This is a genomic window from Variovorax cryoconiti, assembly GCF_051216395.1.
GTDB lineage: Bacteria > Pseudomonadota > Gammaproteobacteria > Burkholderiales > Burkholderiaceae_C > Variovorax.
On record NZ_JBPJZI010000004.1, the window covers coordinates 347,877 to 371,458 of the forward strand.

The 23,582-nt window shown below is 68.2% G+C and carries 24 protein-coding genes; 1 reads left to right on the forward strand and 23 read right to left on the reverse strand.

Annotated features, from left to right (window positions below; translation table 11 throughout):
• Window positions 1-4 precede the first annotated feature (4 nt).
• The 8 genes from ACSFA2_RS13525 to ACSFA2_RS13560 are packed head-to-tail and all read right to left on the reverse strand — an operon-like array spanning window position 5 to window position 7,479.
• Complete coding sequence (locus tag ACSFA2_RS13525) at window positions 5-430, reverse strand: DUF3830 family protein (protein ID WP_435455819.1); 426 nt, start codon at window positions 428-430, stop codon at window positions 5-7.
• 45 nt (window positions 431-475) lie between these two features.
• The gene (locus ACSFA2_RS13530) at window positions 476-1,258 is read right to left on the reverse strand and encodes an ABC transporter permease (RefSeq protein WP_435455820.1); all 783 of its coding nucleotides are present in this window, start codon (window positions 1,256-1,258) and stop codon (window positions 476-478) included.
• Entirely contained in the window at window positions 1,255-2,133 is an 879-nt protein-coding gene (locus ACSFA2_RS13535; protein ID WP_435455821.1) for an ABC transporter ATP-binding protein, read from the reverse strand. The genes ACSFA2_RS13530 and ACSFA2_RS13535 overlap by 4 nt, the downstream gene beginning before the upstream one ends.
• Window positions 2,134-2,156: 23 nt before the next feature.
• Window positions 2,157-3,275: a cyanuric acid amidohydrolase gene (atzD, locus tag ACSFA2_RS13540; RefSeq protein WP_435455822.1), complete on the reverse strand. Its 1,119-nt coding sequence runs from the start codon at window positions 3,273-3,275 to the stop codon at window positions 2,157-2,159.
• A complete protein-coding gene (locus tag ACSFA2_RS13545) occupies window positions 3,272-4,741 on the reverse strand; it encodes a dihydroorotase (RefSeq protein WP_435455823.1) in 1,470 nt (489 codons plus the stop codon). Before ACSFA2_RS13545 ends, atzD begins: the two co-directional genes overlap by 4 nt.
• A gap of 10 nt (window positions 4,742-4,751) precedes the next feature.
• A complete protein-coding gene (locus tag ACSFA2_RS13550; protein WP_435455824.1) occupies window positions 4,752-5,543 on the reverse strand; it encodes an SDR family NAD(P)-dependent oxidoreductase in 792 nt (263 codons plus the stop codon).
• A 31-nt stretch (window positions 5,544-5,574) separates the two neighbouring features.
• Window positions 5,575-6,609 (reverse strand): ABC transporter substrate-binding protein, encoded by a 1,035-nt coding sequence (locus ACSFA2_RS13555; protein ID WP_435455825.1) that lies wholly within the window; start codon window positions 6,607-6,609, stop codon window positions 5,575-5,577.
• 3 nt (window positions 6,610-6,612) lie between these two features.
• Entirely contained in the window at window positions 6,613-7,479 is an 867-nt protein-coding gene (locus ACSFA2_RS13560) for a cysteine hydrolase family protein (RefSeq protein WP_435455826.1), read from the reverse strand.
• A 118-nt stretch (window positions 7,480-7,597) separates the two neighbouring features.
• On the opposite strand from ACSFA2_RS13560, the gene ACSFA2_RS13565 reads away from it, so the two are divergent.
• Window positions 7,598-8,491: a LysR family transcriptional regulator gene (locus ACSFA2_RS13565; RefSeq protein WP_435455827.1), complete on the forward strand. Its 894-nt coding sequence runs from the start codon at window positions 7,598-7,600 to the stop codon at window positions 8,489-8,491.
• A 10-nt stretch (window positions 8,492-8,501) separates the two neighbouring features.
• On the opposite strand, the gene ACSFA2_RS13570 is transcribed toward ACSFA2_RS13565, so the two are convergent.
• The 15 genes from ACSFA2_RS13570 to ACSFA2_RS13640 form a co-directional block, all read right to left on the reverse strand.
• Complete coding sequence (locus ACSFA2_RS13570; protein WP_435455828.1) at window positions 8,502-9,569, reverse strand: porin; 1,068 nt, start codon at window positions 9,567-9,569, stop codon at window positions 8,502-8,504.
• Window positions 9,570-9,736: 167 nt separating this feature from the next.
• A complete protein-coding gene (locus ACSFA2_RS13575; RefSeq protein WP_435455829.1) occupies window positions 9,737-10,468 on the reverse strand; it encodes a GntR family transcriptional regulator in 732 nt (243 codons plus the stop codon).
• Between the two features lie 10 nt (window positions 10,469-10,478).
• Entirely contained in the window at window positions 10,479-11,144 is a 666-nt protein-coding gene (locus ACSFA2_RS13580) for a cysteine hydrolase family protein (protein ID WP_435455830.1), read from the reverse strand.
• A 154-nt stretch (window positions 11,145-11,298) separates the two neighbouring features.
• Window positions 11,299-12,900, reverse strand: coding sequence for an ABC transporter ATP-binding protein (locus ACSFA2_RS13585; RefSeq protein WP_435455831.1), 1,602 nt, complete (start codon window positions 12,898-12,900; stop codon window positions 11,299-11,301).
• 22 nt (window positions 12,901-12,922) lie between these two features.
• Entirely contained in the window at window positions 12,923-13,609 is a 687-nt protein-coding gene (biuH, locus tag ACSFA2_RS13590; RefSeq protein ID WP_435455832.1) for a biuret amidohydrolase, read from the reverse strand.
• Complete coding sequence (locus tag ACSFA2_RS13595; protein ID WP_435455833.1) at window positions 13,606-14,691, reverse strand: formamidase; 1,086 nt, start codon at window positions 14,689-14,691, stop codon at window positions 13,606-13,608. Before ACSFA2_RS13595 ends, biuH begins: the two co-directional genes overlap by 4 nt.
• A 255-nt stretch (window positions 14,692-14,946) precedes the next feature.
• Window positions 14,947-15,867 (reverse strand): ABC transporter permease, encoded by a 921-nt coding sequence (locus ACSFA2_RS13600; protein WP_435455834.1) that lies wholly within the window; start codon window positions 15,865-15,867, stop codon window positions 14,947-14,949.
• The gene (locus tag ACSFA2_RS13605; RefSeq protein WP_435455835.1) at window positions 15,864-16,943 is read right to left on the reverse strand and encodes an ABC transporter permease; all 1,080 of its coding nucleotides are present in this window, start codon (window positions 16,941-16,943) and stop codon (window positions 15,864-15,866) included. The genes ACSFA2_RS13600 and ACSFA2_RS13605 overlap by 4 nt, the downstream gene beginning before the upstream one ends.
• Window positions 16,944-16,953: 10 nt before the next feature.
• Window positions 16,954-18,069 carry a BMP family ABC transporter substrate-binding protein gene (locus tag ACSFA2_RS13610; RefSeq protein ID WP_435455836.1) on the reverse strand — a complete coding sequence of 372 codons (1,116 nt, stop codon included), beginning with the start codon at window positions 18,067-18,069 and terminating at the stop codon, window positions 16,954-16,956.
• 64 nt (window positions 18,070-18,133) lie between these two features.
• Entirely contained in the window at window positions 18,134-19,165 is a 1,032-nt protein-coding gene (locus ACSFA2_RS13615; RefSeq protein WP_435455837.1) for a Bug family tripartite tricarboxylate transporter substrate binding protein, read from the reverse strand.
• Window positions 19,166-19,236: 71 nt separating this feature from the next.
• Complete coding sequence (locus ACSFA2_RS13620) at window positions 19,237-20,664, reverse strand: AtzE family amidohydrolase (protein WP_435455838.1); 1,428 nt, start codon at window positions 20,662-20,664, stop codon at window positions 19,237-19,239.
• Window positions 20,661-20,867: a DUF4089 domain-containing protein gene (locus tag ACSFA2_RS13625; protein WP_435455839.1), complete on the reverse strand. Its 207-nt coding sequence runs from the start codon at window positions 20,865-20,867 to the stop codon at window positions 20,661-20,663. Before ACSFA2_RS13625 ends, ACSFA2_RS13620 begins: the two co-directional genes overlap by 4 nt.
• A gap of 24 nt (window positions 20,868-20,891) precedes the next feature.
• Window positions 20,892-21,713 carry an ABC transporter ATP-binding protein gene (locus ACSFA2_RS13630; protein WP_435455840.1) on the reverse strand — a complete coding sequence of 274 codons (822 nt, stop codon included), beginning with the start codon at window positions 21,711-21,713 and terminating at the stop codon, window positions 20,892-20,894.
• Window positions 21,710-22,552: an ABC transporter permease gene (locus ACSFA2_RS13635; protein ID WP_435455841.1), complete on the reverse strand. Its 843-nt coding sequence runs from the start codon at window positions 22,550-22,552 to the stop codon at window positions 21,710-21,712. The genes ACSFA2_RS13630 and ACSFA2_RS13635 overlap by 4 nt, the downstream gene beginning before the upstream one ends.
• Window positions 22,553-22,555: 3 nt before the next feature.
• Window positions 22,556-23,572 (reverse strand): ABC transporter substrate-binding protein, encoded by a 1,017-nt coding sequence (locus tag ACSFA2_RS13640; protein WP_435455842.1) that lies wholly within the window; start codon window positions 23,570-23,572, stop codon window positions 22,556-22,558.
• Window positions 23,573-23,582: the final 10 nt, after the last annotated feature.

Here is a 23,582-nt window from a genome sequence, read left to right on the forward strand (position 1 = left end):
CGGCTCAGGCTAGTTCGAACACCACCTCCTGCGCGCCTTCCCACAGCACCTTCACGCCGAGCGCGCGCAGGTTCTCCTTGCCTTCGACGATGGTGAGGAAGTGGTTGCCGGCCAGTTGGCCCATCTTGCTGGCGAAGCTGCAGGCGCCGTAGGCCAGGATGATTTCCGTCTCGCTGTAGCCACCGGGGTAGAACAGGATGTCGCCGACCGACGGGTGGCTGGTGTGGTTCTCGAAGCCCACCGGCGTGCCGTCGTTCTCCAGCTTGAATTCGCCCAGCGGCACCCAGCAGCCTTCGCCGCTCCAGCGCACGTGGATGAGCTTCTGGCGGTAGGGCAGCAGCTTGGCGAAGGCGGCCACGGTGAGCGGCGCGTCGGGGTGGGTTTCGGCGATGAAGTCATAGCCGCCGGCGGTGATCTTGAGTCGGGTCATGGATGGATTGTCGAGGCAAAAAAGTACGGGCAGGTGCGATGGCACTCAGCCCATCGCCAGGTCGGTCTTGCGCTGCGACCAGCCGGTCACGCGCTGCTCGACGAGGGACGAGATGCCGTACAGCACCACGCCCATCGCCGCCAGCAGGAAGAGCCCTGCGAACACCATCGGTACGTCGAAATTGCCACTGGCGATCATCATCACGGTGCCGATGCCCTTGTTGGACGCCACCGTCTCGGCCAGTACGGTGCCGACGAAGGACAGCGTGATCGCGATCTTGAGCGAAGCGAAGAGGTAGGGCATGGCGCGTGGCAGGCCGACGTTCCACAGGATGTCGCGCTTGCGGGCGCCGAGCACGCGCAGCACGTCTTCCAGCTCCGGCTCGGTGCTGGCGAGGCCCGTGGCCACATTCACCACCACCGGGAAGATGCTGATCACCATCGACGTGAGGATGGCCGGCACCGTGCCCGCGCCGAACCACACGACGAAGAGCGGCACCACCGCCACCTTCGGGATGCTGGAGAAGCCGACCAGCAGCGGGTAGGTCACGTCGTAGGCCAGCTTCGACGAGCCGATGCCGACACCGATCACGATGCCGGCGAGCACGCCGAACGCGAAGCCGACGAAGGTGGTGTACAGCGTCTGCAGCGCATGCGGCCAGAGGAGCGGCATCTTCTCGAACAGCACGGCCGCGATCTGGCTCGGCCGCGGCAGGATCAAGTCGGACACGCCGAAGGCGAGGCAGACCACTTCCCACAGCACGAAGAAGCCGATGAGCGCAGCGGCGGACAGCACGCGCTGGCGCACGACCGGGGACATCGCGTTCATGCCGCCACCTCTTCGATCGAAGGCCTTGCCAACGCAGGCGGGGTGGCATCGCCGTCGCGCCGGGCCTCGGCGATGCGCATGCGCAGCTGCTGCACCAGCGTCGCGAACTCGGGCGCGTAGCTGCTCTCCAGCGTGCGCGGCCGGGCGAAGCCGACGTCGCGCGTCTCCAGAATGCGGCCGGGGCGCGAACTCATCACGCAGATGCGGTTGGCCAGGTAGGCCGATTCGCGCAGGTCGTGCGTCACCAGCAGCACCGTGGGGCGGCGCGCCATCCAGAGCGATTGCATGATGTCCCACAGCTCCTCGCGCGTGAACTGGTCGAGCGCGCCGAAAGGCTCGTCGAGCAGCAGCAGTTCGGGCTCGTGCACCAGCGCACGGCACAGCGACGCGCGCTGCAGCATGCCCCCCGACAGCTGCCACGGCCGCTTGTCGCCGAAGCCCTTGAGGCCGACCTGCGCGAGCAGCGCGTCGACGCGGTCCCGGTACTCGCCCTTTTTCTTCTTCGCGAAGTCCTGGCGGAAGGGCTGGACGATCTTCAGCGGGATCATCACGTTCTCGCGGATCGTGAGCCAGGGCAGCATCGTCGGGTTCTGGAAGGCCAGGCCGATGCGCAGGCGTGGCGCCTGCGCGGCATGCGCGCCCGACGGCTGGGTGCCGACCGCGCCGACCTCTCGCCCGCCCGCGATCACCGCGCCGGACGTGGGCTTGAGCAGCCCAGCCACCAGCTTGAGGATGGTCGACTTGCCGCAGCCGCTCGGCCCCACCAGCGCGACAAAGTCGCCCTCGGCGATGCCCAGCGTGGTGTGGTCGAGCGCGATGGTGCCGCCGCCGTAGCGCAGCATCACGTCGGACAGTTGGATGAAGCTCTGGCTCATGGTGTCTTTCGGAAAGGGTTCGCTCAGGAAGAAGGCATGCGCACGATGGCCGCCACCGGCCCGCCGCCCGGCGGCCCCTGGTGTTCGGCGCCGCCCGACACATAGAGCGCGGTGCGCCCCACGACCGACGCGAGCACGCCGCCCACGGCCGCGCGCGCGTGGCGGGTCGAGTTGATGTCGGAGTCGTTGAGCATGGTGTGGCGCGCGCCGCGCACGCGGCCGTCGGGGCTGGCCTCGGCCTTGGCCAGCAGGTTGACCAGGCGCGACGCGATGGCATCGGCATCGCGTTCCGCATCGAGCCCGAAGTGCGTGCGCAGCAGCGTGCGCACGCCCGTCGCATCGACCGCGTCGCGCATCACCGTGTGGCCGATGCGGAAGGCCGATGCGCTGCCTTGCGCCTCGCCCAGCACGATGACGACGTTGCCTTCGAGCTCGATGCCGGCCGACACCGATGCGCGCGCCGAATGCAGCGCGGCGTCGTGCAACACCGCCGCGTCACTCAGGCGCTCGGGCGCGATCTCGCCCAGCGCCAGGCCCACGCCCAGCGCCGAGGCGCCGCGCGAATAACCCATCGATTCGTAGGTGTCGCGCGTGACCGGCTCGGCGCCGCGCTGCAGCGCGTCGTCGACCTTGGCCGAGGTGAGCAGCGGGCATTTCACCTGCGCGAAATGCACGTCGGCCGCGTCGGCGATGCCGGCGTCACGCATCGCGTCGCGCACCGCCGCGGCAGTCGCCTCCACCTGCGCCATGCGGCCCATTTCTTCGGGCACGAAGTCGCGCGTGTGGGCGATGCCGACGACCAGGCGCTTCTCGCCGTGCATCGCTTCGGACTCGACCGTCTCACGCGTGAACACCGTGAAGTGCGGCGACAGCACGCCCTCGGTGCCGCCGGACATCACCAGCGCGACGCGTGCGTGCACGGCCTCGGCTGTGCAGCCCAGGTGCGGCGCGAGGAAATGGCACCAGGCGGTGGCCGCGAAGTCGCGCGTGTGGTCGTTGACGCAGCCATTGCCTTCGGTCTTGCCCATCACCGCGACGATGTGGCGCGGGTCGATGTCGCCCGCGTCGATCAGCGCCTGCACGCCGCTCAGGTCACCGGGTCCGCGGCACGCGACCACATGCACGCCGACCTTCTGGCTCACGACGCGCTCCAGTCCACCTCGCCCACCGGCACGGCGGTGCGCGGCACGCCGGGCGGCGTCTCGAGGATGGCGCTGCTGTAGTGCTCGGTGTTGCGCGGCTTCGCCGTTGGCATCTGCTGCACGGTCTTCACCGAACGGCCCCAACCCACGGCGTCGGTCACCAGCTTGCCGTCGCGCATCACGAATCGGCCCCGCAGCAGCGTGTGCAGCGGGTAGCCCTTCACGGGGCGGCCGTTCCAGGGGGATATCTTGCTGATGCTCTGCAGCTTGTTCTGCGACAGGATGCCGGCGCGTTCCATGTCGACGAAGGCGATGTCGGCATGCGCGCCCGGCGCAATCACGCCCTTGGGGCCGTAGATACCCCAGGCCTTGGCCGGTGCGACCGCACTCCAGCGCACGTAGTCCATCAGCGAGGCGCGGCCGCGGTTCACCTCGGTGAGCATCAACGGCATCTGCGTCTCGACGCCGGGGAAGCCGCAGTCGCAGTCCCAGATGCTTTCGCGCGTCTTTTCTTCCGGCGCGTGCGGTGCATGGTCGGTGGCGATCATGTCGAGCGTGCCGTCCATCAGCGCGTCCCACAGCGGCTGGTTGTGGCGCGCCTCGCGGATCGGCGGGTTGAGCCGCATCACGCCGCCGAGCTTCAACATGTGGTCGGTGTTGAGCAGCAGGTACTGCGGGCAGGTTTCTGCCGTCACGTCGACGCCGCGGCGCTTGGCTTCGCGCAGCAGGAAGAGCGAATCGGCCGCGCTGTGGTGCGCGATGTGCACGCGCGCGCCGGTCCATTCGGCCAGCGTCAGCACCCGGCCGATGGCCTCGATCTCGGCCACGGCCGGGCGTGCGGCCAGATGCGCCATCGCATCGATGCGGCCGGCGTCCTGCATCTTCTTCTGGCGGCGAAACAGGATCGACGAGTTCTCCGCATGCACCACCGTGCGGATGCCCAGCGGCGCCAGCTTCTCGAAGCCTTCGAGCAGGGCGCCGTCCGTCGGTGCCGGCAGGTTGCCGAAGGTGTTGCCGACGAAGGCCTTGAAGCTGGTCACGCCGGCGTCGAGCAGTTCCTCGAGCCGGTCGACGGTGTCGTCGCCCAAGAGACCGTGGATGCCGAAGTCGCAGTACGACGCCTCCGCCGCCTTCTGCTTCATGCGCAGCGCCTCGAGGGTGCCGGTGGCCGGGTTGGTGTTGGGCATCTCGAAGACGGTGGTCACGCCGCCCATCGCGGCGGCCGCCGAGCCGGTCTTCCAGGTTTCCTTGTTCGGATAGCCCGGGTCGCGGAAGTGCACGTGGCTGTCGATGGCACCGGGCAGCAGGTACAAGCCGTCGGCGCGCATCTCTTCGCGCGCGGGCGGCATGGTGTCGTCGTGGCCGACGGCGACGATCAGTTCGCCAGAGATCGCCACGGAGGCTTCGATGATCTGGTCCGGCGAGACGATGCGCGCACCGCGGATGACGAGGTCGACTTCTTTCATGTGGCGCTCCTTACAGTGCGGCCCAGCCGCCGTCGACAGGGAGGTCGACACCGGTGATCTGCTTCGAAACTTCGCTCGCCATGAACAGGCAGGCGTTGGCCACGTCGATGTCGGTCGACACGCGCTTGAGCGCGTAGTCCGCGGCGTGGCGCGTCATCGCCTCTTCGAGCGTGATGCCCAGCTTGTCGGCCATGTTGGCGCACACCTTCTCGCGAAAGCGCGGGCCGTCGACCATGCCGGGCGCCACGTTGTTCACGTTGATGTTGTAGGGGCCGGCTTCGAGCGCGAAGCTCTTGGTGATGCCGCGCAGGCCCCACTTCGAGGCCGAGTAGGCCGTTCGCCCTGCCCGGCCGCGCAGGCCGAAGGTGCCGCCGACGTTCACGACCTTGCCGCTGCGGCGCTCGATCATCGACGGCAGCACCGCATGGATGGTGTTGAAGCAACCGGTCATGTTCAGTTCGACGATCTCGTTGAACTCATCGGTCGTCGTTTCCCAACCGGTCTTGCCGATGGGACCGGAGCCGCCAGCCACGTTGACCAGCACGTCGATGCGGCCGAAGGCCTTCAGCGCCGACGCGGCGAGCGCCTCGGTCTGCTCGGACTTCGTGAGGTCGCAGGGCACGACGATGGCTTCGGCACCGAGTGCGCGGGCTTGCTCGGCCACAGGTTCGATCGCGGCGACGTCGCGCCCGGCGAGCACCAGCCTGGCGCCTTCGCGTGCGAAGGCCAGCGTGATCGCGGCGCCCATGCCCTTGGCCGGGCCGGTGATCAGCGTCACCTTGTCTTTGAGTTGCAGGTCCATGGAGAGTCTCTCGTGGTTCGGACGTTGGGAATCAGGGAGCGGTGGTGGTGGAAGGCCGGTCGGCACGCGCGGGCATGAAGCTGCGGTCGAACACTTCCTTGGTCTCAGGCACGCGCGGCAGCTGGTTGGCGTCGGCGACGATGGCGATGTTCTTTTTCAGGCGCTCCTCGTCGACATCGCCCAGGCCGAGCCGGGCGATTTCGGGGTGGCTCATGTCGTTCTTGAGCGTGGCGAGCAGCTTTTCCTTCTCGACCTCGCGCTTGAGCAGCGGCTCGCGCTTCATGACGGCGTCCATGCCGACCTCGGGATTCGCGATGACTTCCTTGACCGCGCGGTTCAGCGCCTTCACGAAGCCCTGCACCGCCTTCGGGTTCTCCTTGACGAAGCTGCGCGCGAAGAACACGGTGTTGGAATACAGGTCCATGCCGTGGTCGCCATAGCGGATGAAGCGCAGGTCCTTCGCCGGGTCCAGGCCCATGCCCTTGGCGGCGAAGCTCACGGTGGTCACGTAGCCGAAGCCGGCATCGATCTGCCCGCGCACCAGCATCTGCTCGCGCAGGTTGGGCGCCATGTTGGTGATGGTCACCTTGCTCGCGTCGATCTTCGCGATCTTGGCGAAGGCCGGGAACAGCTTGAGCGCGCCGTCGTTGGCCGGGCCGCCGATGGTCTTGCCTTCGAGGTCCTTTGGCGTCTTGATCGGGCTGTCGCTCTTCACCACCAGCGCGAAGGGCGGCGTGTTGTAGAGCATGTACACGCCCACGGGCGCATCGGCCGGGCGCTTCGACGCCAGGTCGATCAACGCGTTCATGTCGCCGAAGCCGGCCTGGTAGGCACCGGCCGCGACCTTGGGGATGGAGGCGGCCGAGCCTTCGCCCTGGTCGATCGTGACGTCGAGGCCTTCTTCCTTGAAGTAGCCCTTGTCCTGCGCGAGGAAGAACCAGGCCTGCGCGCCTTCGTACTTCCAGTTGAGCACCATCTTGATCGGCACCTGGGCCGACGCCGTCGTGGTAGCCAGCGCCAGCGCGAGACCGCAGGCGGACAGCAGCGGGGAGGAAAAGAATTTCATGGGTCAGGACTCCTGGGGTTGGGATGAAGAGGAACGGGACGAAGGCAGCGCGCGCATCAGCGACGCAGCGCTGGCCACGAAGCCGTGCAGCAACTGCACGATGTAGAGCACGCCCTTGCTGACGTAGGCGGGCGACGGCGTGCTGCAGGCGTCTCGCAGCAGCACGCAGTCGTAGCCGAGAAAGGCACCGTCCTGCAGCGTCGAGAACACGCAGCGGTCGGTGTTGATGCCAGCGAAGAGCAGCGTGGTGATGCCCTGGTTGCGCAGCACGCTGTCGAGCTCGTTGTCCCAGAAGCCCGAGAGCCGGTGCTTGTGGACCGTGAGGTCGCCGGGCGCGACGGCGAGCTCGTCAATCACCTGCGCACCCCAGCTGCCCTGCACCAACGACGGGCCATGGTCGATCGGCGAGGCCTCGGCATAACCCACGCCGTCGGCCGAGCGCTTGCCCTTGAAATGGATGGTCGGCGAGAGGTTCGCCCGGTCCGCACGGATGCCCCAGTTGAGCCACACCAGCGCACCGCCGGCCTGGCGCCAGGCCGGCAACAGCTTCTGCAGCACCGGGATCGGCTGGCGCGCCGCCCTGATGCCCAGACCCTTCTGCGCGAACCAGCCTTCGGGGTGGCAGAAGTCGTTCTGCATGTCGACCACGATCAGCGCCGTGCGTGCGAGGTCGATCTCGACCGGCTGCGGCGCCGCATCGGCGATGAGCACAGGCCGCGGCTTGCGCGCCTTGCGCACGAGACTGACGCGCGGGTCGGCCTCGCCGCCCTGCAATTGCCACGCGTTGTGCACCGCCGGGCCGATAGATGCCGCGATGTCGGGCGTCGTCGGCGCCAACTTGGGGCGTGGGGAGCGCGAAGGAGCTTTCATGCCGAAAGCCATGCACCCGACGTGCCAAAGACCGCTCTGCTTTGGCGCTTTATCGCGTCATCACCGTTGCCGAAACGGCACCATTTCCCGCGGCACGATCGTTGCAAGATCCCTCCACATGAACCATCTGCGCCTGCTGCGCTACGTCGACGAAGTGGCCCGCGTGGGCTCGATCCGCCAGGCGGCCGAACGGCTGCACGTGGCGCCCTCGGCGGTCAACCGCCGCATCCAGGACATCGAGGAAGAACTCGGCACGCCGATCTTCGAGCGGCTGCCGCGCGGCATGCGCCTGACCGCGGCGGGCGAGCTGTTCGTGCGCTACATCCGAGACCGCAGCGCGGAGCTCGACCGCGTGCGCTCGGAAATCGAGGAACTGCAAAGCCTGCGCCGCGGCACGGTGCGGCTGGTGGCCAGCCAGGCGCTGGCCCCGCGCTTTCTGCCGGCGGCCATCGCCGATTTCCGCAAGACCCATCCGCTGGTGGCGTTCGAGGCACGTATCGGCGACCACGTGCAGGCGGCCGACGCGTTGCGCGGCCTCGAGACCGAATTGGCCATCGTCTTCAACCTTGCGCCCGAGCCGGACCTCGACCGCATGGCCGTGGTCGAACAGAAGCTGATGGCCGTGATGCACGCGAAGCATCCACTGGCCCGCACACCGGGCCTGCGGCTGCGCCATTGTGTGGACTACCCGGTGGTGCTGCCCAACCGCGACACGGGCGGGCGCCAATTGCTGGAGCGCTTTCTCGCACGCAGCTCGATCCGCTTCCAGCCGATGGTGGAGAGCAACAGCTTCGAGTTCCTGCGCGGCTGCCTGGACGATCGGGCGTCGATCTCGTTCCAGATGGCGGTCGGCACCGCGCTGAACGACCCAAACATCGTCGCGCGCGAGATCGAGGACCGCGGCTTCCCCCGCGGCGAACTGGTGCTCGCGAACCTGCGCGGGCGCCAGTTGCCGGTGATCGCCTATGCGTTTGCCGAATTTCTGCGCGAGCGCCTCGCGGCGCTCGGCTGAAGGCAGCCGATCAGAAGCTGTGGCGAATGCCGAACTCGTAGCCCGTCACGTTGCGGCCCGCCGCGATCGTCGGGCTGGCCAGCGAGGACGACGACACGGTGAGGCCGCGGTTGGCGCGGTCGTCGTTGTCGACGCGCGCGACCGTGGCGTAGAGCTGGGTGCGCTTGGACAGGTTGTAGCCGTAGCCCAGCGCAAAGCGGTTCGAGTCCGCGTCCGAGATGTCCTTGCGCTTGTACATGCTGTAGGCCGCGCGGATCTCGCCGGCACCCACCGGCACGGTCGCGCCGATTTCGTACAGATCGATCCTGCGGCCGTTGCCGCGTTCGGAAGCGATCAGCACCATCGGCTTGACGAAGCCGAAGTTGTACGACGCGCCGACGTTGGTCGCGCGGTAGTCGATCTCGGTCGTCGTCGTGCCGCCGCGCACTTCGCCATAGCCCAGCGCCACGTTCAGCGGGCCCGCGCCGTAGCCGAGGCGAAAGCCCATGCTGTTGCGCAACGTGTCGTTGGTGACGCCCGGCGACTTGATCTGTTCGCCGAAGGCGTACTGCACTTGGCCATAGAAGCCGCCGAGCGTGGCCGGCAGCAGGTAGTTGATGCTGTTGCTGGCGCGCTTGGGCGCGCTGCCTTCGGCCGTGCCGGCGGCCGAGGTGGCGCTGCCGACGAGGTTGGAACCGTTCACGCCGCCGACACCGACGTCGCCGAAGGGGTCGAAGGTTTCGATGTTCAGGTACGCGGGCGCCTTGTCGCGGCCCAGGCGCAGTTCGCCGAAGTCGTTGCTCGAGACGCTCACGGTGGAGCGGCGCTCGAACGCATAGCCGCTGCTGTTGCCGTTGTCCACGGCGAGGCCGCCTTCGAGCCAGAAGCCGGCCGCGAGACCGCCACCCAGGTCTTCCGTGCCGCGAAAGCCCAGCCGGCTGCTGGACACGCCGCCGCTGGCCAGGCCGGTGACCTTGCTGTTGCCGCTGGAGATGTGGGCGACGGACGTATCGAGCACGCCGAAGAGGGTGACGGTGGACTGGGCGAATGCGCCCGCTGCGGCGGTCAGTGCCGCAACGGCGACGAGTGTCTTTTTCATGGAGAGGATCTCTTCGAGGATGAGGGATCACCGGCACGACGCAGGCATGTGGCCCATCGCTAGCCGGCGGGCTCCGCGTCGTTGCGGGGCGCCGTCGCTCATTAGAAAAACACTCTGTGACACCCCCGGGAAGCCCGCACGTTCCCGTGGGTGATTGCCGGCTGCGCTTACCGGCTGCTGCTTTGTCCGCTACGACGCGCGAGGTGCACCTGGTGCAGCGTGATCTTGCGCACCTCAGCCTGGCTGGTCTCGATGTGCGCACGCAGCAGCATCGCAGCCTGGTCGCCGCGGTTGGCGCGCACGGCCTTGAGGATCTTCGCGTGCTCGTCGTAGGTGGCGTCGATGCGCGGCTGCTTGGTGAAGTCGAGCCGGCGGATGATGCGGATGCGATCGGTCACGTCGCGGTGCACGCGAGCCATCTCGGCATTGCCGGCCGCGGCCACCAGCGCGCAGTGAAAGTCCTCGTCCCACAGGCCGACCTGCACGGTGTCACTGCTGCGCTGCGCGGCCGGCACGAGCCAGATGCCGGCGAGCGCGCCGAGCATGCCGCGGTCAACGTGGCGATCGGTTTCGCACAGGCGGTGCACGGCCGTCGTCTCCAGGATCATGCGCAGGTCGTAGAACTGCTCGAACTGGTCGAAGTCGAAGGGCAGCACGCGCCAGCCGCTGCGGAACAGCACTTCGACGAAACCTTCCTGCTGCAGCCGGAACAACGCCTGCCGCACCGGCGTGCGCGACACGCCGAGGCGCTCGCTGATTTCGTTCTCGGTGAAACGGTCGCCGGGGACGAGTTTGAATTCGGAGATGTCGCGCTTGAGCTGCGCGTAGACCTCGTCGGCGCGCGTGCGGAACACGGCGGCGTCGGGTTCGGGGGTCGAGGTGGGAGCGAGGGCGGACACGGGGTCGATGTTAGCCCTTGAGCGCGGCCAGCAACTGCGCGCTCGGCGCCGTCCATCCGACGATGGCGCCCTGCGCGCGGATCATCTCGATGGCGGCCGCCTTGAAGGCGGGGAAGTAGCTCTCGGTACAGTCCTCGAGCAGCAGGCCGTCGTAGCCGCGGTCGTTGGCCTCACGCATGCTGGTCTGCACGCACACCTCGGTCGTCACGCCGCCGAACAGCAGGTGCGTGATCCCGCGCGCCTGCAGCTTCTCGTGCAGACCGGTCGCATAGAACATGCCCTTGCCGGGCTTGTCGATGACCCACTCACCGGCGACGGGCGCGAGCGCGTCGATGATCTGGTTGCCAGGTTCACCCCTCACGAGGATGCGGCCCATCGGGCCCTCGTCGCCGATACGCAATGTCGGGCTGCCGCGGTTCAGCTTGGCGGGTGGGCAGTCCGACAGATCGGGCTGGTGCGCCTCGCGCGTGTGCACCACCAGCCCACCGGCCACGCGCCACGACTGCAGCACCTTCCGCGTCGCCGGCACGATGGCTTCGAGCAGCGACACGTCATTGCCCAGGGTTTCGCCGAATCCACCGGGTTCGATGAAGTCGCGCTGCATGTCGATGAGGACCAGCGCGGTCTTCTGCAGGTCGAAGTCGTAGGGGAAGGGTTGGGCTTGGTCTATGCGCATGTCTTGCTTTCAGCGTTTGGATGCGTGACCTGCGCGGGGCGTCGTGGACGCGATCGTTGGACATCCCTCTTCGGCGAGCGCAGCGATTGCGCCACCCCAAGCCCGGCCCGCACCGCCTGCCGGGCGCTCGCCCCAAAGACAGCAAGGGAACACATCAATGATGCCCCCCACCCATATGCGCCCCCAACTCATGCCGTTCCGCCGTCGCCGCAGGCGTCTCGAACACCACGCGCCCCTCGCTCATCACGACGATGCGGTCCGACAGCTCCAGCAGCTCGTCAAGGTCTTCGCTGATCAGCAGCACCGCCCCGCCCTTCTCCCGCACTTGCACGATGCGCGAATGGATTTCCGCGACGGCTGCGAAGTCGAGACCGAACACCGGGTTGGCGGCGATCAGCACGTTGATGTCTCCGGCCAGCTCGCGTGCCAGCACGGCCCGCTGCACGTTGCCGCCCGACAGGCTGCGAATCGGTGCGCCCTCGCCCTGCGTCTTCACGCCGTACTCGGCGATCCATTCGCGGGCACGGCTGCGCCATGTCGGGAAGTTGAGCAGCCCGCCGCGCGCGAGCGGCACCTGGTCGAAGTCACGCAGCGCCATGTTCTCGGCCACGCTCAGGTCGCCGACGCAGGCGTTGCGCAAGGGCTCTTCGGGCAGGCTGCGCACCTTGAGTTCGCGGTTCTCGCTGCGGGTGGCGGCGTAGGGCTGGCCCATCACGGTGACCTTGCCCGACAGGCGCGCACGCTGGCCGACCAGCGCTTCGACCAGTTCGCGTTGGCCGTTGCCCGACACGCCGGCCACGCCGAGGATCTCGCCCGCCTTCACCGACAGGCTCAGGTCATGCACGGCCAGCGTGCCGCGGTCGCCCATGGCCTGCAGGCGGTCGACGTTCAACGCGATGGGCGCATCGGCGGCCACGGCCTTCATGGTGTGCAGCGCGCGGCCGGTGATGGCTTCGGCCGGCGCCACATCGCCTTCGGAAGGCACTGGCACGCCGCCACCCATCATCGCCGCGGCCAGCAGTGCCGGCGTGGTCTCCGCCACCTGGCAATGGTGCACCGCCTTGCCGCGCCGCAGCACAGTCACGCTGTCGGCGTACGCCATCACCTCGCGAAACTTGTGCGTGATGATGAGCACGGTGCACATGCCGCTCTTGGCGAAGTCGCGCACATGGCCCAGCACCTCGTCGGCTTCCTGTGGCGTGAGCACCGACGTGGGCTCGTCCAGGATGAGCAGGCGCGGGCGCAGGTACAGCTGCTTGAGCAGTTCGAGCTTCTGCTTCTCGCCGGCGGCCAGGGACGAGGGCGTCACGTCGAGGTCCAAGCTGAAGGGCGTGGTCGCGAGAAAGGCTTCCAGCTCGGCGCGCTTCTTCTTCCAGTCGATCAACGCGGGCGTCTTGCCACCAGCGAGCAGCAGGTTCTCGGCCACCGTCATGCCAGGCGCCAGCGTGAAGTGCTGGTAGACCATGCCGATGCCGAGCGCGCGCGCGACGATCGGGTTGGCGATGTCCTGCTCGCGCCCGTCGATCAGGATGCTGCCCTCCTCCGCGCGCTGGAAGCCGGCGACGCACTTCACCAGCGTGCTCTTGCCCGCGCCGTTCTCGCCGAGCAGCGCGTGCACCGTGCCGGGCTCGACATGCATCGTCACGCTGTCCATCGCGGTGAACGCGCCGAAGCGCTTGGTGAGCTGGTAGGTGTCGAGCGCGAGCGCGCCAGTGGTGGCGGACAAGGCACCGATGGGGGTAGCGACAGCGTTCATGAACTCGGTCCTTGCATGAGGCTCAGGCCAGGGCGGCCAGCAGTGCTGCGGAATCGGCATGCGCGCCGAACACGCCCCCCTGCATCGTGATCATCTTCAGCGCCGCGAGGTGGTTGCCGTGGTCGGTCGCGGCCGTGCAGTCCGACAGCAGCAGGCATTCGAAGCCGCGGTCGTTGGCGTCGCGCATCGTCGTGTGCACGCACACGTCCGTCGTGATGCCGGCGAGGATCAGGTTCTCGATGCCGCGTGTGCGCAGGATCAGTTCGAGGTCGGTCGCGTAGAACGAGCCCTTGCCGGGCTTGTCGATCACCACCTCGTCGGGCAGCGGCACCAGCGTGGGAATGATCTCCCAGCCCGGCTCACCGCGCACCAGGATGCGCCCGCACGGCCCGTCGTCGCCGATGCCCACGCCGTTCGCGCCGATCTGCCGCGAGCGCCAGCGCTTGTTGGCCGGCAGGTCGGCCAGGTCGGGCCGATGGCCTTCGCGCGTGTGGAGGATGTGGAAGCCCAGTTCGCGCAGGCGCGCCATCGTCTTGCGGATCGGCTCGATGGGCGCCTGCACCAGCGACAGGTCGTAGCCCATCACGTCGACGTAACCGCCCTTGCCGCAGAAGTCGGTCTGCATGTCGATGACGACGAGCGCGGTGTTCTCCGGACGCAGGTCGCCGTTGTAAGGCCACGCGTAGGGTTGGGCTTGGACAGTTGTCATGCGCCGGTGGCCTTGCGGTGCGAGGAGTCGGGTTGATCCGGAATGTCGGGCACGCTCTTCGGCACCTGCGGCACCAGCGGGTGCGACTCGGGGCCTTTGTACGCGCGCAGCGGCGCCGTGAATCCGCACGAGGTGCCATCGACCACCTTCACCTGGTCGCTCCACGGCAGCTTGTACTGGCCTGACGCCATGTCCTGCATGTAGGTGTACGGAAAGTCCTGCGCGCCGCCCTTCACCGCCACGTAGCCGCGGTGGTAGAGCTGGTAGATGTTGTTCTCCACGCCCCAGCCGGTACGGGCCTCGCGCAGCAGGTCGGGCCGCAGCTCGCAGGTGATGATCTCGTCGACGCGGCCGCCGCCTTCGACCATCACGGTGCCGTCGAAGCTGCAGAACATGCCCTCGCCCATCGAGTCGAAGGTGCCGTCGCTGCCGCACATGCAAACGCTCGCCGTGTAGGCCAGGTTGCAGAAGGCGTTCGCCTGGTTGGTGATCTTCCAGGCGTGGCGGATGGGTGCGGTGTAGCCGGCCGTACGGATGATGATTTCCGCGCCCTTGTACGCGGCCTCGCGCGCCATCTCGGGCAGCATGCCGTCGTGGCAGATGATGAGCGCGAGCTTGCTGCCGTTGGGTCCGTCGCACACCGGGATGCCGAGGTTGCCCGGCTCCCACGGCTCGACCGGCACCCACGGATGCATCTTGCGGTAGTACAGGCGGATGGCGCCCATGTCGTCGATGACGAGGCCGCTGTTGTACGGGTTGCCGCCGGGGTTGGCTTCCATGATGGAGAAGCAGCCCCAGATCGTGTTGTCGATGCAGGCCTTGCGGAAGGCCGCGACCTCGGGGCCGTCGAGCGTGCACATGATGTCCGGCGAGGTGTCCATCGACAGGCCGTGCAGCGAATATTCCGGGAACACGACCAGGTCCATCGTGCCCTGGTTGCGCCGCGCCTTGCCGACGAGTTCGACGATGCGTGCCGTCTGCGCCGCAAGCTCGTCGGGCGTGCGCACCACGGGCAGTTGGCATTGCACGAGGCCGATGACGACGCCGTTCGCCGATTTGTTCAGACCACCGAAACCGCTCATTCGCTTGTCTCCTTGCAGTTCGTGTTTGCTGGCATACGGCGGTGGAAATTCGATGGGGGCGCGTGCCGAGGCCACCGGGTATTCCCCTCCGCGAATGTCCCCCGGCCTGCGGCCGAAGGCTGACGGCGGGGGACATTCGCGGAGGGAAGTACGCCGTCGGCGTGATCCCGCCCCGGTCCCACGCCTCGACCAGCACGGCGGCGCCGCTCGATGAAGATCGACTGAAGCACTGCGACAAGAACGAACATGGTGCGCTTACCTCGTCGACGAAAGCTCACCCGGGCTGCCGATCGCGACACTGCCCGGCTTGCAGGTGAATACCAGGATGACCAGCGTCAGCACGTAGGGCACCGTGTTGAACAGGTGGTAGCCCCAGCCGACACCGATCGATTGCAACGCCGGGCCGATCGCGCCCGCGCCGCCGAAGAGGAAGGCAGCACCCACGCAGCGCAGCGGGCTCCAGCGCGCGAAGATCACCAGCGCCACGGCGATCAGGCCCTGCCCGCTGGAGATGCCTTCGTTCCAGCTGCCGGGATAGAAGAGCGTGAGCGACGCGCCACCCAGCCCGGCGATGAAGCCGCCGGCCGTGGTCGCCGCGATCCGGATGCCCGACACCGAATAACCCAGTGCACGCGTCGCATTGGCCGAGTCTCCCGCCATGCGCACCAGCAGGCCGGCGCGGGTGCGCGCGAAGCCCCAGTACATCAGCCCCGCCAGCACGATGCCGACGGGCACCAGCGCATTCACCTGTAACGCCGACTGCACCACCGTGTTGTCGCTCCAGAACCCGAGCGGAATGGCCGGCAACTGCGGTGCCTGCGGCTGGATCAGCGGCTTGCCCAGATAGAACGCGAGCCCGGTGCCCAGCAGCATCAGCGCGATGCCGGTCGCCACGTCGTTCACGCGGTCGAGCGAGCACAACAGGCCGTGCAGCAGCGCGAGCACCGCCCCCGCCGCCGCGCCGATCAGTACGCCGAGCCAGGCCGAGTCGGTGAGGTAGGCGCCGCCGAAAGCCGCCATGGCCGACAGCACCAGCACGCCTTCGAGGCCGAGGTTGATGCGGCCCGATTTCTCGGTGAGGCATTCGCCCAGGCTCACGAACAGGAAGGGGGCGCCGACGCGCAGCGCGCCGCCGACGATGCCGGCCACGAGAGCGATCCACTGGTCGGCGGTCATGCGACCTCCTTGGTCAGCTTGGGCTGCACCGCACGCGGCATGCGGTTCTTCAGCAGCGTCTTCCAGTCGACCATGCGCAGCCCCTCGCTCGCCAGAATGAGCACGAAGGCGATGCCCTGAAGCACCAGCACCGACGCATCGGGCAAGCCAAGCCTTCGTTGCAACAAGCTGCCCGCCGCGCCGAAGCCGCCGAACAGGATCGCGACGGGAATGATCGCGATGGGATTGTGCCGCGCGATGAAGGACACCAGGATGCCCGCGTAGCCGTAGCCCGCGATGAGCGAGGCATTCGCATTGGTGTGCACCGCCGCCACCTCGACCGCGCCCGCCACGCCGGCACAGGCGCCGCCGACGCCGCAGGCCACCAGGATGAGTTGCGTGGCCGGCAGGCCGACCAGTTGCGCCGTGCGCGGGTTGCCGCCCACCACGCGCACCGAGAAGCCCGATGCGGTCGCGCGCAGCCACAGCCCGAGCCCGATGCAGGCCACGATGCCGATCGCCAGCCCCCAGTGCACGTCCGACCCCGCGATGCCGCCGATGCCCAGCCCGTCGGGCAGCGAGCGCGTCGACGGCTTGTTCAGGCTGGCCGGGTCGCGCAGCGCGCCTTCGACCAGGTGCTTGAAGATGCCGATCGCGATGTAGGCCAGCAGCAGGCTGCTGATCGTTTCGTTGATGCCGCGGTACTGCCGCAGCCAGCCCGCCCCCATGATCCACAGCGCGCCCGCCACCGCGCCGGCGATGCAGATCGCGACCGTGCCGACGATGTTGCCCGGCAGCGGAATCGCGTAAGGCAGCGCGGCGCACGCGAGTCCCCCGAGCACCACCGCGCCCTCGCCGCCGATGATGACCAACCCCGCGCGCGCCGGGATGGCCACGCACAGCGCAGTGAGCATCAGCGGTGCGGCGCGCTGCAACGTGTTCTGCCACGAGAACCAGTCGCCGAAGGCGCCCTTGAAGAGCGTGACCCACACGTCCACCGGGCTCACGCCGGCGAACCACACGAGCACCCCGAACACGAGCAGCGCCGCCGCGATGGCGAAGGCCGGCAGGGCGATTTCCTTCAGCGCGTTGCGCATGGCCGTGCGCTCAGATGGAACCGAGAACGCCTTCGACCAGGTAATTCATCTTCTCGAGCTCGAGGTCGGTCTGCTTGAGCGACTTGCCGGCCGGCACCACGACCGCGCCCTTGTTGTCCTTGATGCCGTCCTTGAAGATGTCGAAGCTGCCCGCGATCATCTGGGCCTTGATGCCGTCGGCCTGCTTCTTCGCGGCGTCGGTCACGGCCGGGCCGTAGGCGGACATCTTCACGTAGCCCTCCTTGAGGCCGCCGCGCAGGAAGTTGGGGTGCGGCTTGCCGGCCTGGGCCGCGTCGATGATGGTCTTGTAGGCGGTGAGCCAGTTCCACTCGGCGCCCGTGAGGTAGGCCTGCGGTGCCAGCTTGGCCTGGCTCGCGTGGTAGCCGCAGACCATCTTGCCGCGCTTGGCGGCCGTCTCGACCACCACCTTGGGGCCGTCGACGTGCATGGTGAACACGTCGCAGCCCTGGTCGGCCAGGCTGTTGGTGGCTTCGGCTTCCTTCACGGCCATCGACCAGTCGCCGGTGAAGATCACGCTGCAGGTGATGCCGGGCTTGACCGAGCGCGCGCCCAGCGTGAAGGCGTTGATGTTGCGCAGCACCTGCGGGATCGGCTTGGCCGCGACGAAGGCGATCTTGTTGCTTTTCGTCATGTGCGCGGCGATCACGCCGTTCAAGTACTGGCACTCGTCGATGTAGCCGAAGAAGCTGCCGACGTTCTTCGGGTGCTTGCCTTCGGTCCACATGCCGCCGCAGTGCGAGAAGCGCACGTCGGGGTTCTTCGGCGCGAGCGCCAGGATGTGCGGGTCGAAGTAGCCGAAGGACGTGGGGAACAGCAGCTTGGCGCCGTCCTGCGAAATCATGCCGGTCATGGTCTTCTGCACGGCCGCGGTCTCGGGCACGTTCTCTTCCTCGACCACCTTCACGCCGGGCATCTTCTTCACCTCGGCCGCGGCCTGTGCGTGCGCCTGGTTGTAGCCGTAGTCGTCGCGCGGGCCGACGTAGATCACGCCGACGGTCAGCGGCTTGGCCTGCGCACTGGCCAGGGCGCTCCAGCCGCCCAGCGTGCCGGCGGCGCCCAGGGCGGCGATGGATTTGAGGGAGTCGCGGCGATTGATCTGGCTCATGGGTGGGCTCCGGTGGGAATGAACGGATGGGTCGTGGAAGGAAAAGGAAAGCGGCGCGGCGCGCTCACTCGGCGCGCGCGCCGGTGGCCTTGGCGATGACGGCCCAGCGCTGCGAATCGGTGCGCACCGCGTCCGACAGCGCCTTGGCCGACAGGTACTGGATCTCGGCGCCGCGCTGCCACATCTGGCCGCGCAGTCGCGGGTCGGCGGTGGCGGCCTGCACGTCGGCCTCGACCTTGCGGACGACGGCGTCGGGCGTGCCCGCGGGCAGGAAGAGGCCGTACCACTGGTCGGCCGCGAAGCCCGGGTAGCCGAAGCTCGCGACGGTCGGCACGCCGGGCAGGCGCGTCGTCGGTTGGGCACCGGTGACGGCCAGCACGCGCAGCTTGCCGCCCTCGATCAGCGGCAGGGCCGACACGATGATGTCGAACATCACCTGCGTTCGTCCGGCGATCAGGTCGGGCAGCGCCTGCGCACTGCCGCGGTAGGGCACGTGCGTCATCTTGAGCTTGGTTTCGGACAGGAACCACTCGGCCGTGAGGTGCGGCAGCGAGCCGCTGCCGTTGGACGCGTAGCTCAGCTCACCCGGGTGCGCCTTGGCGTAGGCGATGAGGTCGGGGAAGGTCTTGAAGGGCGAATCGACCGGCACCACCACGACCAGCGGCGATGTGGCGAAGCCGGCCACCGGCACCAGGTCCTTGATCGGGTCGTAGCCCAGCTTGGGGTAGATGTGCGGCGCGATGGTCACGCCGGCCGGGATGCCCATCACCAGCGTGTAGCCGTCGGGCGCACTCCTGGCGCCGGCTTCGGTGCCGATGGTCGAGCCCGCGCCGATGCGGTTCTCGAAGACCACGGGCTGCTTCCAGGTGGTCGACAGCGCGGTGCCGATGGCGCGGCCGGCGTAGTCGGTCGCGCCGCCCGCCGGGAACGGGATCACCATCTTCAAGGCATGGCTCGGGTACGCGGCGGGCTGTGCGATGCCGACACCGACCTGCCCGAGCAGCGGCGCGAGCGCGGCCGCCTTGAGTACGCGTCGACGCGACAGCGCATCGCGGCACGAGGAAGACTCGACGGAGGCGGAACGCGGCAAGGTCATCGGCTTGTTCTTTCTTGGATACAAGACGGTGTGCATAAAGTGTGCCTGCGCCCGTCGGCTTGCGTACGCTTTCAGGCGAGTGCGGCGACGGGGGCCTGCACGACGCCCGCGGCCTCCAGCGTCGCAGCCACGCGCAACGCCAGGTCCTCGCGCCATGGTGCAGCGATCACCTGCACACCGATCGGCAGGCTGGCGTGTGCGCCCCACACCGGAACGGCGCACACCGGCAAGCCGATGCACGAGATCGGTTGGGTCAGCACCCCCATGTTGGGGCGCACCGGCAGGCGCTGGCCGTTGAGCTCGAACCATTCGGCGCCGATGGGCGTCGCGGCGCAGGGCGTCGACGGGGCCAACAGGATGTCGAAGCGCTCGAACAGCTTGGCGGCCTGCTCGGCATAGAGGCGCCGCACACGCTGCGCGCGCGCCACCCACGCCGCCGGAATGAGCGCGCCGGCCAGGAAGCGGTCGCGCGACAGGGGCTCGAAATCCTGCGGGCGCCGACGCAGGTCGTGCAGATGCAGTGCGGCGCCTTCGGCGTTGGTGATGAGAAAGGCGGCCGCGCGGCCGGCTTCGACCATCGGCAGCTCGCCGGTCTTGCTGGCGCCGAGCGCCTCGGCCACGCGGTCGACCGCGCTCAGCGCCTCGGGTTGCGCGCGCTCGCGGAAGTAGCCGCCCAGCACGCCGATGCGCAGGCCACGCGTGCCATGCGCCAGCTGCGCCACGGCGGGCTCGACGGCACGCTGCGCGCAGCCCGGGTCGAGCGGCGCGTGCGTTTCGGGCCCCTGCATCGCGTCGTAGGCCAGCGCCAGGTCGCGCACCGACCGCGCGAAAGGTCCGAGGTGGTCGAGGCTGGAGATGAAGGGGTAGCTGCCGGTGCGCGGCAGCCGGCCGAAGGTAGGCTTGAGGCCGAAGATGCCGCACAGCGAGGCCGGCACGCGGATCGAGCCGTTGGTGTCGGAGCCCAGCGTGAGCGGCACCTGCCCGGCGGCCACCGCCGCGGCCGAACCGCCCGACGAGCCGCCCGCGATGCGTGTCAGGTCGTGCGGGTTGTGGGCCGGACCGACGTGGCTGTTCTCGGTGGTGAAGCCGTAGGCGTACTCGTCCATGTTGAGCGCGCCGACCAGCACCGCGCCGGCGCTTTCGAGCCGGCGCACCAGCGCGGCGTCGCTGCGTGCCGGCGTGCTGTCGCGCTCGATCTTCGAACCGGCCAGCGTCTGCAGGCCGGCGATGTCGAACAGGTTCTTCACCGCGAAGGGCACGCCGAGCAGCGGCAGCTCGCGGGTGCGATGCCCGTTCGACGAGGCCAGCGACGCATCGACCTGGCCGGCGCGGCGCAGCGCACGTTCGCGCACCACGTCGGTGAAGGCGTTGACGCGGCCGTCGGTGCCCGCGATGCGGTCGAGGCTGGCCTGCACCAGCGCGACTGCGCTCACGGCGCCACTGCGGACGGCATCGGCCATCGCCGCGCCGTCTTTCAACAAGAGTGCATCGGCGCTCATGCCTCTTTCTCCTTGGGCGCCACCGGCACGAAGCTCACCGCCGATTCGGCATGCGGATCGAGCGGCACGGCGTCCACCACAGCCGCCATCTCGGCGGCCAGCGCGAAGAAGCGCAGCACGCCGGGGCGGTGGTCGGGCCGCAGGTTCAGGTCGAGCGCGGCGGCCGCCGCGTCGACATAGGCTTCGGTCTGGGCGGGGGTCATGGGCGGCTCCTTCTGCGGATGCGGTCAGCGGCGCACTTCGCGCTGGAAGATCTCCAGGCTCAGCTTCTTCATGGCCACGAAGCTGGCCGAGCTCAGCGTCTCCAGCGTGCGCGGGCGCGCGTCGCCGTACTTCAGGATCTCCGCGACCTTGGTCGGCCGCTTGGTCAGCAGCAGCACCTCGTCGGCCAGGTACACGGCCTCTTCCAGGTCGTGCGACACCAGCAGCATGGTGGTGCCGGTCTGGATGAACACCTCCTGCAGCTTCTCGCGGATGAAGAGCGTCATCTCGAAATCGAGCGCCGAGAAGGGCTCGTCCAGGAACAGCACCTCGGGGTTGGGTGCCAGCGCCCGCATGATCGACGCGGTCTGCTGCTGACCGCCCGAGAGTTCGTAGGGGAAGCGCTTGAGGTCGAACTTCACGTCGAAGGACGCCACCAGTTCTTCCATGCGGCGATCGACCTCCGCCTTGCTCTTGCCTTCCAGCTTCAGTGGATACGCGATGTTGTCGATGGTGCGCATCCACGGGAACATCGCCTCGCGGTAGTTCTGGAACACGTAGCCGATCTTGGTGTCCTTGAGCGACTTGCCGTCGAACAGGATCTCGCCGCTGTCGATGGGCACGAGCCCCGCGATCATGTTGATCAGCGTCGACTTGCCGCAGCCGTTGGGCCCGAAGACCGAGACGATCTTGTGCTTGGGGATGTCGAGGTCGAAGTTCTCGTACAGCGGCCAGCCCGCGAAGTACTTCGTGAGGCCGCGGATGGTGATGTGCGTGCCGGCCGGGCCGGGCTGGAACGCGGGGGTGGGCACGTCGGCGTACACCGGGCCGTTGAGGACTGCGCTCATCTTCCACTCCAATGCACGATGCGGCGCTCGGCCACGAGAAAGAGGATATTGAGCGCATAGCCCAACGCACCCGCCGCAAGGATGGCCGCGTACATGCTCTTCACGTTGAGCACCTGCTGCGCATTGATGATGCGGTTGCCCAGGCCCGCGTCGGAGCCGATGAACATCTCGGCCACGATCACGATGACCAGGGCCATCGACACCGCCGAGCGCAGCCCGACGAAGCTGGGCTGCAGGCTCTCCCAGATCAGCACGTCCTTGAAGACCTGCCAACGCGAAGCGCCCATCACCTTGGCCGCCATCACGCGCTGCTTGCGCGCGTTGATGACGCCATAGGCGCTGTTGAAGATCACGATGAGGAAGGCACCGAAGGCCGCGATGGCGACCTTGTTGATGTCCGACACGCCGAAGATCAAGAGGAACAGCGGGATGAGTGCGGACGACGGCGTGGAGCGGAAGAAGTCGATCAGGAACTCCACGCTGCGATACACCCGCTCGTTGCTGCCCAACAGCACGCCCAGCGGCACGCCGACGACGGCGGCGATCAGGAAGGCCTGCACCGTGCGCCACACCGTCACCGCGAAGTCGGTGAGCAGCGGGCCACCGGCCAGGCCGGTGATCAGCGTGGTGATGGTGTCCGCCGGTGCCGGCAGCAGGATCGGCTTGATGAAGCCGAGCCGCACGACCAAATCCCACAGGATGAAGAGCACCACCGGCCCGATGAAGGGCAGCAGCTTGTCCCACAGCGGCGGCTTGGGCACCGCGCTGGCGGCGCCGTTCGCAGGTGGCGACCAGGGCTTGGTGGCGGCCCCGGCGGGCGCGACGGAGGTGTCGGCCATGGTTCAGGCCTTGTAGAGAAGTGCGTCCACCGGCACCTTCTTCTCGAAAATGCCCTTCTCGGTGAACAGGTCGTAGAACTTCTGGAAGTAGGCGACGTCGCTCGGCTTGAACTCGTTGTAGAGCATGTACGACGCGAGCGGCACTTCGGCGGTCAGCGCGCCTTCGATGGCGGTGTAGCCCTTCATGAACTGGCGGGCCTCGTCGGGCTTCGTGCGCACCAGTTCGACGCCGCGCGCATAGGCCGCGATGTACTTCTTCGCCACCTCGGGGTTCTTCTTGATGAACTCGGTGGTCAGGCTGGCCGCGCCACCGTGCCACGGCGCCATCGGGTCGCCCAGGATGTACTTGGCGACCACGCCGGCTTCGATGACGCGCGTGGTGCCGTTCATGCGGCCGATGGTGCCGGTCGGCTCCAGCGTGTAGCAGGCGTCGACCTGGCCCGCGACCAGGGCGGCGACGTGCTGGCCGATGGGCAGCTCGGTCACCGTGGCACCGGTGGCGCCGGCGCGCTCCAGCATGGTCTTGCACAGCGTCACGTTCTGGATGCCGGGGCCCGAGGCGACCTTCTTGCCCTTGAGGTCGGCCATCGTCTTGATGGGGCTGTCCTTGGCGGTGATGAACTCGTCGAGCACGAACTTGGCATTGCTCGGGTTGGTGCAGAAGATCTTGAAGAGACCCGGCTGCGCGATCTCGCCGATGGCGAGGTTGGCCGAGCCGGTGCCGTTGGCGCTGCCGTCGGAGCGGCCCGACAGCATCGCTTCCATCACCTGCTGCGCGCCAGCGAACTTGAGCGGCTCGACATCGAGGCCGGCTTCCTTGAAGTAGCCCTTGTCGACCGCGGCGAAGAAGGGCAGGCCCGCGGCCACCGGCCAGAAGCCGACGCGGATCTTGGGCGTGGCCTGGGCCAGCACCAGCGAGGGTGCGGCGAGCACGGCGATGCCCGCGGCGCCGGCCTGCAGCACATGGCGGCGCGAGGGCGTGGCGGCGACCGCTGCGAATGACTTGTCCTGAGATCCCATGAGTCCGACT